A 14286-nucleotide genomic window follows, 5' to 3' on the forward strand; every position below is an offset into this window, starting at 1 on the left:
TTTTGCCGAATATATTTATATTCGGCAAAACACATAATTACGAGGTAACGTATTCATTTTTATGTTGCATTCGGCGTTTGGGTTTTCTGCGTTTAAGCCACAAATAGCATCCGGTAACCGAAAATATAAGCGGTGTTAAACCGATTAAACACCAAATTATACGGCTCGGTAACCCTGCAAAATAGCCAAAATGTAGCTTGCGAAAGCTATCTACTGCAACTAAAAAGAACGGTGCTTCACGAATATCGTAATTGGGAAGTTGTTTACCTGTCTCTTTATCAAAGCTTACCGTTGACGCGTATTCACTCGTTACAAAACTGGTGTTTGCAACGTCGCCAAAAAACGTGAGGGGTAAGTCGGGTTCATAAGGGAACATTAAATAAGTCGCCCTAAAGCCGCCCATTTGTGTTTTTGCGGTTAGCATTAAGTTATCGAGTGAAAGCTGGTGGTTGTACAGTGGGCCTTTAACTAAATGTGGTGGCTCATCAGCGTGCTCAAATTCATGATGAATAATTTCAGATATATTCCAGTATACGCCTGTAAAACCTAAAACAAGCAGCACTGGCGCAGACCAGATTCCGACTAGTTTATGTAGATCGCTAAAAAAAGCGATGCGTTTAACCTTTAAGCGCAAGGTAAAAAATTTCTTCCAAAACTGGCGGTAAATAATGAGGCCTGAAATGCCCATAAACATTAAAATAAGCGAAATAGTGCCAGTAAACCAAAGGCCTGTTTCGCCAATCAAAAACTTGTAATGTAGGTCTAACAGCCAATCAGTGAGGTAATGGTCGACCGCTTGTGGCGTTGTTCGAACAATGCCTTGATATTGATCTAAATAAATTTTAGACCACTCATCTGTACCGTGCTTGAGTACATATACCCGATCAGCGGTTTGCCCATCATCAAATATTTCCCAGCTGCCAATTTCATAGTTAGGCAAATTGTGTTTGATGGTTGTGTGCAAGTTATCGTAGCTAAGGCGTGTTCCAGGTGAAGCATTCACACTTGCCAGTTCGGGCATAATTAAGTGATCAATTTCTTCTTTAAAAACTAAAATACTGCCCGTAAGCGAAATTATAATAAGTGGCAGGGCAATGACTAACCCGCAGTAGCGGTGCCAAAGATGGAGTTTCTTTTTCATAATTCGGTGACGTCCGTTTATAAAAACAACAAAAGGCCGCATAGCGCGACCTTTACGTTTTGAGTTTTGTTATAGTGACCAGTTAAGTGACAATGCGTAGTTACGCGGTGCACCATAAAAACCTTGTGCCCAGTAAAGTGAATTCACGTACTTTTTATCAAATACGTTGTTTACGTTAGCTGTAACGCTTACTTGCGAATTAATTTCGTAGCTTGCCATCATATTCACAAGTGCGTAGGCGTTTTGTTTCGTAACAATAAGTGGGGTATCGTTTTGCACTCGGCTAATATCGTCTTGCCAACGCATGTTCATGCCAAATGATAAGCCATCAACAAAAGTCGCATCGTATTTAGCAGCAAGTTTAAATACTTGTTTTGGCGTATAGTCTTTTACTAATTGCGCGTCTTCATTGCCTGAATTAAAGGTATCCGATACGTCAATATCGGTGTAGGTGTAGCCTAGGTTCGCACTAATACCAAAGCCAACTTCACCACTTAATTCAAGTTCAAAACCTTGTGATTGAATACCCGGTGCAGCTCTATGCACTGTATTATCAGGGGTTGAATTAACAGTATCAGCAACAGCAATGTTCTCTTGCTCAGCATCAAAAATAGCCACATTTAACATCATTAAATCGTTAAATAACTCGGTTTTAATACCAATTTCTTTTGTATCGCCACTAATAGGGTCAAGCGTTTGGCCGTTATTATCTTGTTCTGCTTGCGGAGCAAAGGTTTCGCTGTACGATGCGTAAACATTAATATCGTCGTTAATTTGATACACAGTACCTAAGTGAGAGGTTGTGTCGCTCACATCACGAGATTTGTTTTTACCGTATGATAAACCGTTAGTTTCCCAAGCGGTGTGACGAATACCTGCAAGTAGTTTTAAATCATCTGTAATCGAGAAACGCGCAGAGACATATTCTGAAACTTGTTCACTGTCTACACGAGAACCATTTAAGCCGTCTTTTAATACTGGTACTGGTGCTACACCATCCCAATCATTTAGATTTGGCATCGCTGGGAAGCCATTTCCGGTCGTGTAATCGTATAACGAGCTATCTTGATACGCCATATCAGCAACACTCGCACCAGCTGCAATTAAGTGCTCTTGTCCAAATAATTCAAAGCTCCCTTTGGCATACACATCAAATAGGTTAAGGCGGTCGGTTAGTTGATAATCGCTGGCATAACCGGTTAAACCTAAACCCGTTTGCGCATCTGGCGTACCATAAACATAAAATAGATTTGAGTCTTGCTCAGTTTGAGTATGCGCATAACGTGCGATCACACTCCAGTTATCACCCACAAGTTGTTCTAATTCTACAAATGCTTGTTTTGACGTGTTATTCCAATACGCCCAGTCAGCTGCGGTAGAGGTAGACGTATCGTAATCTGTAGGGTTCCCCTGTGAATCAAATAATGCAAGTGCACCCCAAAGTGGGCTGTCAGCATCGTTTTGCTGGTAGGTAAGGCTTGTTGTTAATGTGGTGCTATCAGTGAGGTTTAACTCAGCAATACCATAAAATACGTCACGTTCAACGCTGTAGCGGTCAAGGTATGAATCACGTTTTTGTTTAACAACTACAGCACGTCCTGCTGCGTATTCATTTAAGCGGCCTGACACATCTGCATCCAAACGCATATTTGACCAAGAACCCGCAGTAATTGACACATTGGCGCGCAAATCATCGGTTGGACGTTTACGAATAAAGTTAACCGTAGCTGATGGGTTACCGGCACCTGTCATCATGCCGTTTGCACCCATAACCACTTCAATTCGTTGATAAATGGCTGTATCAAGTGTGCCTTGCAGTGCGCCACTTTCTTGCGGCAATCCCAACCCGTCTACTTGAAAGTTGGTGATATCAAAACCGCGCGCCTTGTAGTAAGTACGATCGGTTTCAATTTTTTCTACCGAAACGCCCGGAGTTGTTTCAAGTACTTGATTCACATCATCAAGTGAAAAGTCGTTCATAAGGGCACGAGTAATTACACGTACCGATTGTGGCGTTTCCTTAATTGAAATACCAAGTTTTGAAGCGGTTTCTGCTTCAACGGCAAGGTAGTTTGAGTGGTTCTTTCCTAACACCTCAATTTTTTCGATGCTTTTATCCGTTTGATCGTTAGCAAAAAGTGGGGTAGCGAATACTGAAGATGTGGCGACAAATAAAGTACTTAGTTTAAAAGCACGCGATTTCATAACAGGGACCTAAATTCACAAGTGACTAAAATTGCTGCTTATCGTAATCCAAATGATAATCGATCGCAATACTATTATTGATTATTTATAAACAATAGTATTTATTTAATATAAAAATATAGTTTTTTAGGTAATGGATAGGCGAAGTGCATGCAATAATCTTTGATTTGCTTCAATAAATTTTAATGATAAGGTTGTTTTGTGGTATCGACTGAGCTTCAGGATCGGATTTAAAAATTCTAGGTTCTTCGATAACCCGCTTAAAAATTTAATAAGGATATTAATATGCAAATCAAAAAGGACTTCCTCAAGGTCGCAGGTCTTGTATGCTTATCATTTACGTTACAAGGCTGCTTCGATAGTTACCCAAAGTCAGGTAAATTCGAAGGCAATCATTTTATATCGTCAAAATATGTTGCTAAATCGTCAAACATTTTTAAAGTTACTCCTGCAATGTTTGCCGACTGGAAGGCACTCGAAGCTGAGTTAAATGACATTTCTACGTTAACTGAACCGCAGTTATTAGATTTAAGAAATAAATTTGTAGATTCAAAGTATGTTGATCTTAATGCTCGCAACTCAAACCTGTTGGCTGATGCAAACTTTGATTTAGAATCGATCATTGATGCGGAATACCAAGAGAGTCAAGATAACATAAATAAAATGAAGCAAGCATTAATATCGATACAACCTCGTTTTGATGAATTGCAAGCCAAAAAGCAGCGTGCTAATGACGCAAAAATGAAGCTTGATAATATAAGAAGTGATATTCAGCAGCGAGAAGATAAGCTGTTAAATGAATTTAACCAACATAATGAGAAAGTGGTAAACGTATTTAAAAAGTTTGGTCCAAATGATATTGGTGTCGCGACTATACCAACAACGGTGATTGAGCGAGCTTCCCCATATAAAGTATACGAGTACCGTAAGCCGTCAGCCAAATCTTGTCGAGAGTATATGATTGAGAATAATCGCTTTGACGTAAAACGCTTCGAGGCTTATATCTACAGTAAACGCGTAACAGTGCAAAATAAGACTTTCTGCCCAGTATTTAAAACGTTAGGTCAAACCCTTGAGCAGCAAAAGCAACTTTTTGCATCTTTAAGTGAAACGGAAAAGGATTTAATCCGCAGTGCAGCTTCGTCTTATGCGATTTATAGAAAGGAAAAAATTGCATTGGATACCGAACGAAATAGCGTTAATCGAAATAATCCAGCGTTAGTACTAGAATCACGCAGTTTCGACTTTGCAGAGAAACACGAGCTTAACAAGCTTGAACGCACTACACAACAAGGGAAAGACTATATAGCGAAGGCCTCAGCTGTTACAAAAGAAACCATCAAAAAAGACAAGTTAACGTTATTAGCGTCTCAGTTAGAGCGTGCTAAACAATATTATCTGTACGGCAAATTATTAAAAAATATCGAACAAGAGTCGACTATTCAACCTGATGGTACATTCAACTTACCATCGGGTTCTGATTTTTATATTGTTAAAGTTGGTGGGGATAAAGCACCACATAATATGTTGTTTGCGTTGCTAAGAATGGAACAATTTAAGAACAAAGAACGTGTAGATTTAAAGGCTGATGAGTTTTTTAAGTTTTCACAACTTTCTGATATTAAGCTTTAACTTTAGCGTAATTCTTATTTTTCAACGCTGCTAAACTAAGTTTGGCAGCGTTAATATTACACACTTCACATTTAAGGCTACTTTGTTAGCAAGTTCTTTCAACTATACTCCCAATCGAAGTGGTTTAAGCTTTAAATTTCACATTGTTTGGCTTTCGTTTCGGGCGTTTAGCTTGTTCGTTATTATCACTTCTGCCTTTGCTATTTTGCTTTGGTTTTTCGCCATTTTTAGGCTTAGCATTGTGTGAACTGCTTTTCTTTTTTGGCTTACTTGCCGCTTTTGCTTCAGCTTTTACTTTGTCGTTGGTACTCGCGTTTTCTTTTGGCTTTTTCGGTTTCTTCGGCTTTTTAGGCTTAATTGGACGCGTATCTAGCTTTGATTCTGGCACAGGGCTTTGTGGTTCAAACCCAGCTTCAATTTTACGCGGAATAACTTCTTGGATAAGTCGTTCAATACCAAATAAATCGGCAGCGACGTCTTGGGTTACAAATGAAATCGCTTCGCCTGATGCACCCGCACGGCCAGTACGACCAATACGGTGAACATAATCTTCATACACATTTGGTAAATCAAAATTAACCACATAAGGTAGCTCTTGAATATCGAGTCCGCGCGCAACAATATCGGTTGCAACCAGTACATTTACATCACCTAATTTAAAGCCGTTAAGTGCATTCATACGCGCACTTTGGCTTTTATTACCGTGAATTGCAGCTGCGTTAATCTTGGCTTTTTCAAGGTCACGAACTAAGCGATTTGCACCATGCTTGGTGCGCGTAAACACTAATACTTGCTGCCAGTTATTGGTTTTAATTAGGTGTTTAAGCAAGCTAGTACGTTTGCTTTTATCAACGGGATAGGCCCATTGGGTCACTGTTTTAGCTGTTGTATTGGCAGGAGCAACTGAGATCTCGATTGGGTCGTTAATTAGACCTTTAGCAAGTGCGCGAATATCGTCAGAAAAGGTTGCTGAAAACAGCAAGTTTTGGCGCTTTGAAGGCAGCGCTTTAATAACGCGTTTAATATCATGAATAAAACCCATGTCGAGCATGCGGTCGGCTTCATCGAGCACAAACAATTCAAGTTGGTCAAATTTTACGGCATTTTGCTGAAAGAGATCGAGCAATCGCCCTGGTGTGGCAACTAAAATATCGCAGCCTTTTCGCAGTTTCAGCATTTGTGGGTTAATTTTAACACCACCGTAAACAACTTGGCACGAAAGGGGGAGGTGTTTGCTGTAGGTTGCAACACTTTGCCAAACTTGCGCTGCTAATTCTCGCGTTGGTGTGAGTACTAATGCACGCACTTGATTGCTGCGAACTTTTTCTCCTTTGCTTAGCATTTCTAGCATTGGCAGAGTAAACCCTGCGGTTTTTCCTGTACCGGTTTGCGCCGCGGCCATGACATCGCGACCAGCTAAAATCGCAGGGATCGACTGTTGTTGTATTGGCGTTGGGTTTTCATAACCTTGCTCTTCAATTGCTTGGTTTATTTCAGGGCACAGGTTTAAGTCTGAGAAATGCATTTTTAGTAACTCTTATAACGGCGGCCGAGCAGGGTACAGCATCCCCGCTCGGAACGCAATTTTCACGTGATTTCAGCTTTGACAGCTTTTTGCGTAATAACAAATATACAATGGCTTTATTGAACAAAATTAATTGCTTATCACTACTCTAAACTTGAAATGTTGACTATTGTTTAATTACTGGAAATTTTGCAGGTAAACAGATGTTAGTTTTAGTAAGAGGGATACTGGTGGTTTCCCTGTTTATCACAAGTCACGCAATTGCACAAAAGCGCGTTTTTAATATCTACCATGACTCTGACTATTCAAATCATGCCGAATCCGCCAATGCGATGAAAATGGGCTTTTTAACTGCGCTTTCGCAATACGAAAACGAGTTTAACAACATAGAATTTAACTTTATTGAAAAAGATCATCGCGGCAACAGTAATCGTAGTTTGTTGCATATGAAGCAGTTTTTAGCAGACCCAAATGCTCTGTTTATGCTGGGCGGCTTACATTCGCCACCTTATATTAAGTACAAACAGTTTATTAGTAAAAATGAAGTGTTGCTGTTAGTACCATGGGCCGCAGGTGGGCCAATTACTCGCCATGCAGAGCCGACAAATTGGGTTTTCCGTGTGTCGGTTGATGACACTAAAGCTGGGTATCGCATCGTAAGCTTTGCGCGTGACCAATTAGGATGTGAGCAGCCACACATGCTGCTTGAGCAAACGCCTTGGGGCAAGTCTAACCACACTACCATGCGAAAGGCGCTAGGCAGCGAAAATGATAGTGCTGTAACCTGGTTTAGTTGGAATACAAAACTTAATCAAGCCAAAATAATGCTGCGAGATATTACCTCGACGCGCGCAGAGTGTATTTTGTTTGTTGGTAATGCAGTAGAGGGCAAGCAATTTGTTGATGCAATGGCGGCGCTACCGGCTGACCAACGCGTGCCAATAGTGAGCCATTGGGGGATCACTGGCGGCGACTTTTTTAACCATGTTAAGCAACATCTAGCCACTGACGTTAAACTAAACTTTATTCAAACGTGTTTCGCTATCGAACCACAAAACCAATCTCCTCTTGCAAAACAGGCCGCGATTACAGCCACAAAGTTGTTTCCAAATAAATTTACTGGGTTGGAAAATTTATCGGCGCCAGCTGGATTTATTCATAGCTTCGATTTTGCGAAAATATTTGTCACGGCGTTCGCTAATGTTAAACCTGAGGGCGATATTAGTGATATTCGTTTATCTTTGCGTAATGAATTGGAGCGTATTAAGAAGCCCATTACAGGTTTGATTAAAACGTATGAACAGCCGTTTTCTCAATGGAGCCCTGCACAGCCCGACGCTCACGACGCATTAGGACTTGAACACTTATGCATGGCCGAGTACAAAGAGAATGGCGGTATTCGTGTGTTTAACAATAAAGAGCGCTAAATGGCGAATAATAAGTTAAGTACACAGCTATCAGCAAACAGCGCATTTTTATCTTTTGTGGTGCTAAGCCTGTTATTGTCGGTGTTGGTGAGCGCAGTGTTTGTTGGTTTCACCACCGATAAAAATATGCGTCAATATGAGATTAATAACGCCAAGACTGAAGCTAAGTTGAGTGCAAGTTACATTGAACAGTTTGTAGAAACACGATTACAGCTACTGCATGACTTGGCTAAGCAACCTATGTTAGTAAATGGTGTTATGGGCTCAGATGTGTCTGCTGCATCTTTGTCAGATTATTTAGATGACTACCATTTAGTCGGTAAAAAGCATCCAATTTGGCTTGTGAATATTGCGAGTGAACTTGTTTATAGTAACAGTGAAGCAGAGCCTCCAGATTTAAACGCCCCTTGGCTTGCACAACTTTTGAGTGAGAACGTTGCACACGTAGTTACTTTAAATACGTTGCAAGCAGGTGATCATTTCTTAATTGCGGTACCTGTAAAGTATAACGGTTTTACCGAAGGGGTAATGATTGTTGAATTCCGCTATTCCCTCGCCGAGCTTTTTCAAGATGTAATAAACAGTGCGAATTATGGCGTAACGCTTAATGGAAAATGGTTAGATTTCTCAAGTTTAATGAGCAATACCGAATATTTATCAGTTGCTACGTTGGCACTTGGTAATACGGGGCTTACGCTCAATTATCATTTAAATATGCAACTTATTGAGCAGCGCGTGATGGCGGTGATTATTAAAATTGCGTCGTCAATTTTAATAAGCCTTTTGGTGGCTTGGATTGTACTTTATCTCGTTGGCCACAGATTATTGCTCGATCCCTATCGGCGTTTAGCGGCTTCTGAGCGTGCCATTAAACTCAGTGAAGAACGCTATAAAGTGGCTGTAGCTGGAAGTAACGATGGATTGTGGGATTGGGATATTAAAGCCGGAACGGTTTATTATGCGCCGCGCTATAAAGAATTACTAGGCTACTCGTCATACGATGAGGCGTTTCCTAATACTTTTGCGAGTTTTGAAAATGCCCTGCACCCCGATGATAAAGAACGTGTTAATAAAGCAATCGAACAACATTTAAAAGAAAGGCAGCTTTACGATATTGAATACCGCTTGCGCACAAAAAGTGGGGAGTACCGGTTTTATCGTGCAAGAGGTACCGCAATTTGGGATGAAAATGGCAATGCAACGCGTATGGCAGGATCGCTTACCGATGTAACCGAGCGTATTGAAATAAATAAAGCGCTGGAATTAGCTAAGCATCAAGCAGAAAATGCCAATAAAGCGAAAAGTGAATTTTTGGCTTCAATGAGTCATGAGATCCGAACACCAATGAATGGGGTGTTGGGAATGCTTAATTTACTGCAAACAAGTGAGCTATCGAAAGAGCAATTGCATCGGGTAAATGTGGCAATTGGTAGTGCAAATGCATTATTAAATTTGTTAAATGATATTTTGGATTTTTCAAAAATTGATGCAGGTAAACTCGAACTTGAATTTATAGAATTTGATTTACGTACCTTGCTTGGTGAATTTGCAGAGGCTGCAGCGATTCAAGCCCATCAAAAAAACCTTGAATTGATACTTGATATTACTAAGGTTAATGCGCAAACCGTAATGGGCGATCCGAACCGTCTTCGGCAAATACTATACAACTTAGTAGGTAATGCGATTAAGTTTACCTCACACGGTGAAGTCGTGATAAAAGCGGCCTTAGAATTAAAAGGTTCTGATAAATATATTCTGAATTGTGAGGTTAATGACACCGGAATTGGTATTCCTGAGCAGCAACAATCCAAGCTTTTTAAAACATTTTCTCAGGTAGATGCATCTACAACACGTAAATACGGTGGTACTGGGTTAGGCTTGGCCATCGTAAAGCAGTTATGTGAATTGATGGGGGGCAGTATTGAGGTGAGTAGTCTCGAGGGCAAGGGAAGCAGCTTCAAATTTAGTTTAGTGCTTGGCTGTGGCAGTGGGGCTAAAGCCAGTATTCCATCGATTGATATTAGTAAATTACATATTTTGATTGTTGACGACAATAAAACAAATTTAGACGTTTTACGTGGTCAATTTGAGTTTTGGGGAGCACGTGTAACAGAAGCACTTTCAGCAGATGATGCGATGTTGGCGTGTAAATCCTATTTTGAAACTTACCAACGGTGTTTTGATATTGCGTTTTTGGATATGCAAATGCCGAATATTGATGGTGCGCAATTAGGTAAAGCAATTAAACAGCATCCAGATTTTCATGCAACAAAATTGGTGATGATGACCTCAATGAACCATCAAGGCGATGCATCTTATTTCGCAGAGCTTGGTTTTGCGGGTTATTTTCCAAAACCCGCGACTACCTCAGACTTACTCGATGCGTTATCGATTGTGGTTGACGGCGGCGATGCACTTGAGCAAGCAACACCCTTAGTAACTCGCCATTATATTCAAACGCTACAAACTCATGCTACCAATGAGCAGGTTAAATGGGCGAAAAATATTAAACTACTGCTTGCCGAAGATAACCAAGTAAATCAAATTGTTGCCAAAAGCACCTTAGCAAAGTTAGGTTTAACGGACGTTAAAATTGCCTCAAATGGGCAAGAGGTACTAACCATATTAAACGAAAGCGAAGACAGCTTTACTGCAATTTTGATGGATTGCCAAATGCCAGAACTCGACGGCTATGATGCCACCAAGGCGATTCGAAATGGTAAGGCAGGAAAGCACAACACACGCATTCCAATTATCGCAATGACAGCAAATGCAATGGTTGGCGATCGCGAAAAGTGTATTGCAGCCGGCATGGATGATTACATTACTAAACCAATTGTTGAAGCCAACCTTAAAACTAAACTGCGCGCGTGGCTGCCAGAGGAAAAAGAAGCTGAATCTTGAACGCCTAACAGATTCAAGCTAGGTAGATGATATTGCTTTACTTGAATCGCTAAGTGATTTGAGGCATGTTCATTAACCAAGTCGTACGCTAATCATGAATTTTTAAGAAAAAGGTTGCTATGAATAAAGGAAATACGCCATATAAAGTGCTAGTCGTATGCATGGGTAATATTTGCCGTTCGCCTACGGGTGAAGCGGTGCTTAAAGCAAAAGCGGCTTCGTTAGGTGTTAATGTTGAGGTAGATTCAGCGGGTACTATTGCGTATCACGCTGGAGAGCGTTCAGATCCTAGGTCACGTGCTGCCGGAGAGGCGCGTGGTTATGACTTTTCATCAATTCGCGCGCGACAAGTGACGGCTAATGATTTTGAATACTTCGATGAGATTCTTTGTGCGGATAAGCAAAATTTGGCGGACTTACAAGCAATTTGCCCAAAGCAGTATCAACACAAGCTGAAACTGTTTTTAAGTTACGGTGATAACGAGGTTGATGAAATTCCAGACCCTTATTATGGCGGCGACCAAGGTTTTGATCGGGTACTTGATCTGATTGAACATGCCAGCATTGCTTTTTTACAACAGCTAAAACAATAACTCTTAATATGTGCTAAGGGCTGTGTGTGCCAAATGATACGATGTTTGATTGTGAAAGTTTGAGTAAGCCTTGAAATGAGTTTGGTTAAGCGCTGATAGAAATTAAGTGCAGTGTCGTGGCACCTTAAGTGCCACGGTCTGTTAATCTGAATTAGTTAACCTAACTTCATGAGCTATTGTTATCACTTTGCTTTTAAAACCGCAATTCATCAGAGGTTTTACGTAGTCGTTTTAGTATAAGTCAGCTCTTAGTTTTTAATCGTAGTTAAGCTGTATTTAACGTGAAGTTGGTGTAATAGCACTTCTAACAAAGGGTAATTACACAATTTCGACCTGCATTTTTTGCCTGATAAACCGCGACATCAGCCTTTTTAATTGTATCTTCAATAGAATGTTCTAACGCCATTTCTGCAACACCAAAACTAGCGGTAAGCTTTATTATTCGTTGTTCGTGCTGAATTACCATATTTTCAATGGTCACTCTCAGTCTTTCAGCGAGTTGGCTTGCTTGTTGTTCGCCAGTGTAGGGCAAAATAATAATAAATTCTTCGCCGCCGTATCGACATAAACAATCTTCCAAGCGCAATTGTTTTTGACACGTTCTAGCAAATTGTGAAAGTACGATGTCGCCGGCTTTGTGGCCAAATTCGTCGTTAATATGCTTAAAATGATCTAGGTCGATCATGATAAGTGAAAGGGGTGTTTGCATGCGGTATTGCGAATTTTTAGCACTTTGTACGCGTTCATTAAAATAGCGCCTGTTTTTGAGGCCTGTTAGTGCATCAACAAACACCAGTTCGCTTAGCTTGTTTTGTAATTTTAGTGTTTCAAGCGCCATAAGTCGCCGACTGCAGCTATCAGCCAGTGATTCGGCATATACAATATCTTCGTTGCTCCAGCAGTGAGGGCTTTTTGTTTTACAGCTGATCACCCCTTGCGCTTTACCATTGTGAAAAATAACTGTATCTAATATTGTGTTAGCCACGTTATCAGACTGATCATTGTGGGTACTTTGCAGCTGGTGGTTTGCCATAATGGTTTCACCTTTGAACATGCGTTCAAAGTAGTCTGGGTGTTGTGCGATATCTAAATTGGGTATTGTTTGCACATCAATTTCGCAACTGCTGGCAACGCAATGTAAATATTCAGCCGAATCAATGTCATTGATTAGCCAAACAGTTATTTGATCGACACATAAAAAGTGACAGCCTTCAGATAGTAAATCGGTTAATAAACTATCTAAATTTGATGCTTCATTAATCGTTAATGAGCTAACGCGACGCAGTCGCTGTCTTGCTTGTTGGGGGGTAAGCATATACATCCGCCTATTTAAACCTGTACCTCCCTGCACCTTAGTGTTTTCCTTTACTACTATAGTAGTGGTTTTACCAGTGATGCTTTTGATTTAGCGCAATAATTACTCGTTTTTCGGTACGCAAAATTCAATAGATTTCATGTTATTGGGTGATAACTCACGATAGTATTCTGCTGCAACTTACCCTAATATACGCTTAGTTTTTATTTATGGAGAAAATTAAGGTTATGTCACAGCACAAAGATACGCTGAGAGACTATGTAATGACCTTTTTAAAAGGTGCTGGAATGGGCGCGGCTGACGTAGTTCCCGGTGTTTCAGGGGGAACTATCGCATTTATTACCGGCATATACGAACGCTTGTTAACCGCAATACGTAGCGTTAACTTAACAGCGTTTAAGGTGTTAAAGGAAAATGGAATAAACGCATTATGGCAACATATTGATGGTAATTTTTTGGTTGCTGTTTTTGGTGGTTTAGCATTAAGTGCGCTTTCTTTGGCGAAAGTAATCACCTATTTATTAGCTAATCATCAAACGTTTGTTTGGTCTTTCTTTTTCGGATTAATTATCGCGTCTTTCCTACATATCGCAAAACAGCTTGAGAATTGGGATATAAAAACCGTTATTGCATGCATTATCGGAACCTTAATTGCCTTTACGATTACTTCGCTGGCGCCAGCAGAGGCCAATGCAAGCTGGTGGTATTATTTTGTCGCAGGAGCAATTGCCATTTGCGCGATGATTTTACCTGGTATTTCTGGCAGTTTTATTTTGTTGTTGTTAGGCATGTACGGCCATGTATTAAGCGCGGTTACCTCTTTTGATTTACCGCTAATCGGTTTATTTTTAGCGGGTTGTGTTGTTGGCTTAATGACATTTTCGCACTTTTTAGGCTGGTTGTTAGCACGTTTTAGGGATGTAACCTTTGCTTTACTGGCTGGTTTTCTGTTTGGCTCACTAAATTTATTGTGGCCTTGGAAACAAGTGGTAACGACTTATACCAATTCAAAAGGTATTGAAAAGCCACTTAGTCAAACAAATATCGGGCCGGAAACATACCACACACTGACAGGGCAAGACCCTCAAACCTTAATTTGTTTTGCGCTAGCAATGGCTGGTTTGGGCTTAATTTTAGCAATTGAGAAGTTAACAGCAGATAAGCCAAAAGGCTAGGTTAATTAACTGATTTTAAAATTAAAACCTGAGATGCATTCTCGGGTTTTTTATTGCGTAAAATTTGCTTTGAATAAAATGTGTGCGAATTTGATTTTTTATGGTACAAAGTGGTTGTACATAAAACAACCGTAAGTGAAGTGTTATGTGTCGTAGAAATAAATTAATTATGCGCGTGGTATTAAGTGAGTTGATGACATCTCACCCAAAGCCAATTAAGCGCCATGAATTAGTTCTGTCTGGAGTGGCAGATAGCGATGTTGATACGGTAATCGAATATTTAACGCAAGAAAATTACATTCATTATGATGACCAAGGCCAGCTAATATTAAACGATGATTTTGAGTCTATTACGTAACTTGAACTTAG

At 40.3% G+C, this 14286-nt stretch carries 10 protein-coding genes; 6 read left to right on the top strand and 4 right to left on the bottom strand.

Going from position 1 to position 14286, the window contains the following annotated elements; translation table 11 throughout:
* Window positions 1–37 precede the first annotated feature (37 nt).
* Window positions 38–1141 (bottom strand): PepSY-associated TM helix domain-containing protein, encoded by a 1104-nt coding sequence (locus C2M30_RS17895; protein WP_105172714.1) that lies wholly within the window; start codon window positions 1139–1141, stop codon window positions 38–40.
* Window positions 1142–1210: 69 nt separating this feature from the next.
* Entirely contained in the window at window positions 1211–3346 is a 2136-nt protein-coding gene (locus C2M30_RS17900; RefSeq protein WP_105172715.1) for a TonB-dependent siderophore receptor, read from the bottom strand.
* A gap of 285 nt (window positions 3347–3631) precedes the next feature.
* Between C2M30_RS17900 and C2M30_RS17905 the strand changes: the two genes are divergently transcribed.
* Window positions 3632–4978: a hypothetical protein gene (locus C2M30_RS17905; RefSeq protein WP_105172716.1), complete on the top strand. Its 1347-nt coding sequence runs from the start codon at window positions 3632–3634 to the stop codon at window positions 4976–4978.
* A gap of 124 nt (window positions 4979–5102) precedes the next feature.
* Here C2M30_RS17905 and C2M30_RS17910 read toward each other — a convergent pair whose 3' ends face one another.
* Window positions 5103–6503 carry a DEAD/DEAH box helicase gene (locus tag C2M30_RS17910; protein ID WP_105172717.1) on the bottom strand — a complete coding sequence of 467 codons (1401 nt, stop codon included), beginning with the start codon at window positions 6501–6503 and terminating at the stop codon, window positions 5103–5105.
* A 203-nt stretch (window positions 6504–6706) separates the two neighbouring features.
* Between C2M30_RS17910 and C2M30_RS17915 the strand changes: the two genes are divergently transcribed.
* The 3 genes from C2M30_RS17915 (at window position 6707) to C2M30_RS17925 (ending at window position 11427) form a co-directional block, all read left to right on the top strand.
* A complete protein-coding gene (locus tag C2M30_RS17915; RefSeq protein WP_105172718.1) occupies window positions 6707–7930 on the top strand; it encodes an ABC transporter substrate-binding protein in 1224 nt (407 codons plus the stop codon).
* Window positions 7931–10834: a PAS domain-containing hybrid sensor histidine kinase/response regulator gene (locus tag C2M30_RS17920; RefSeq protein ID WP_105172719.1), complete on the top strand. Its 2904-nt coding sequence runs from the start codon at window positions 7931–7933 to the stop codon at window positions 10832–10834.
* 119 nt (window positions 10835–10953) lie between these two features.
* Complete coding sequence (locus C2M30_RS17925) at window positions 10954–11427, top strand: low molecular weight protein-tyrosine-phosphatase (RefSeq protein ID WP_105172720.1); 474 nt, start codon at window positions 10954–10956, stop codon at window positions 11425–11427.
* A 304-nt stretch (window positions 11428–11731) separates the two neighbouring features.
* On the opposite strand, the gene C2M30_RS17930 is transcribed toward C2M30_RS17925, so the two are convergent.
* Window positions 11732–12742 carry a GGDEF domain-containing protein gene (locus tag C2M30_RS17930; protein ID WP_158683545.1) on the bottom strand — a complete coding sequence of 337 codons (1011 nt, stop codon included), beginning with the start codon at window positions 12740–12742 and terminating at the stop codon, window positions 11732–11734.
* A gap of 227 nt (window positions 12743–12969) precedes the next feature.
* On the opposite strand from C2M30_RS17930, the gene C2M30_RS17935 reads away from it, so the two are divergent.
* Both C2M30_RS17935 and C2M30_RS17940 read left to right on the top strand, forming a co-directional pair.
* Window positions 12970–13917 (top strand): DUF368 domain-containing protein, encoded by a 948-nt coding sequence (locus C2M30_RS17935; RefSeq protein WP_105173002.1) that lies wholly within the window; start codon window positions 12970–12972, stop codon window positions 13915–13917.
* Window positions 13918–14062: 145 nt separating this feature from the next.
* Window positions 14063–14275 carry a hypothetical protein gene (locus tag C2M30_RS17940; RefSeq protein ID WP_010558902.1) on the top strand — a complete coding sequence of 71 codons (213 nt, stop codon included), beginning with the start codon at window positions 14063–14065 and terminating at the stop codon, window positions 14273–14275.
* The last annotated feature ends 11 nt before the right edge of the window (window positions 14276–14286 follow it).

The sequence above is a fragment of the Pseudoalteromonas sp. T1lg24 genome (assembly GCF_002964745.1).
Lineage (GTDB): Bacteria > Pseudomonadota > Gammaproteobacteria > Enterobacterales > Alteromonadaceae > Pseudoalteromonas > Pseudoalteromonas spongiae.

What these genes read in the sequence shown, in the direction of transcription:
- C2M30_RS17895 (WP_105172714.1), bottom strand. Translation starts at nt 1,141, where the DNA reads ATGAAAAAGAAACTCCATCTTTGGCACCGCTACTGCGGGTTAGTCATT.
- C2M30_RS17900 (WP_105172715.1), bottom strand. Translation starts at nt 3,346, where the DNA reads ATGAAATCGCGTGCTTTTAAACTAAGTACTTTATTTGTCGCCACATCT.
- C2M30_RS17905 (WP_105172716.1), top strand. Translation starts at nt 3,632, where the DNA reads ATGCAAATCAAAAAGGACTTCCTCAAGGTCGCAGGTCTTGTATGCTTA.
- C2M30_RS17910 (WP_105172717.1), bottom strand. Translation starts at nt 6,503, where the DNA reads ATGCATTTCTCAGACTTAAACCTGTGCCCTGAAATAAACCAAGCAATT.
- C2M30_RS17915 (WP_105172718.1), top strand. Translation starts at nt 6,707, where the DNA reads ATGTTAGTTTTAGTAAGAGGGATACTGGTGGTTTCCCTGTTTATCACA.
- C2M30_RS17920 (WP_105172719.1), top strand. Translation starts at nt 7,931, where the DNA reads ATGGCGAATAATAAGTTAAGTACACAGCTATCAGCAAACAGCGCATTT.
- C2M30_RS17925 (WP_105172720.1), top strand. Translation starts at nt 10,954, where the DNA reads ATGAATAAAGGAAATACGCCATATAAAGTGCTAGTCGTATGCATGGGT.
- C2M30_RS17930 (WP_158683545.1), bottom strand. Translation starts at nt 12,742, where the DNA reads ATGCTTACCCCCCAACAAGCAAGACAGCGACTGCGTCGCGTTAGCTCA.
- C2M30_RS17935 (WP_105173002.1), top strand. Translation starts at nt 12,970, where the DNA reads ATGTCACAGCACAAAGATACGCTGAGAGACTATGTAATGACCTTTTTA.
- C2M30_RS17940 (WP_010558902.1), top strand. Translation starts at nt 14,063, where the DNA reads ATGTGTCGTAGAAATAAATTAATTATGCGCGTGGTATTAAGTGAGTTG.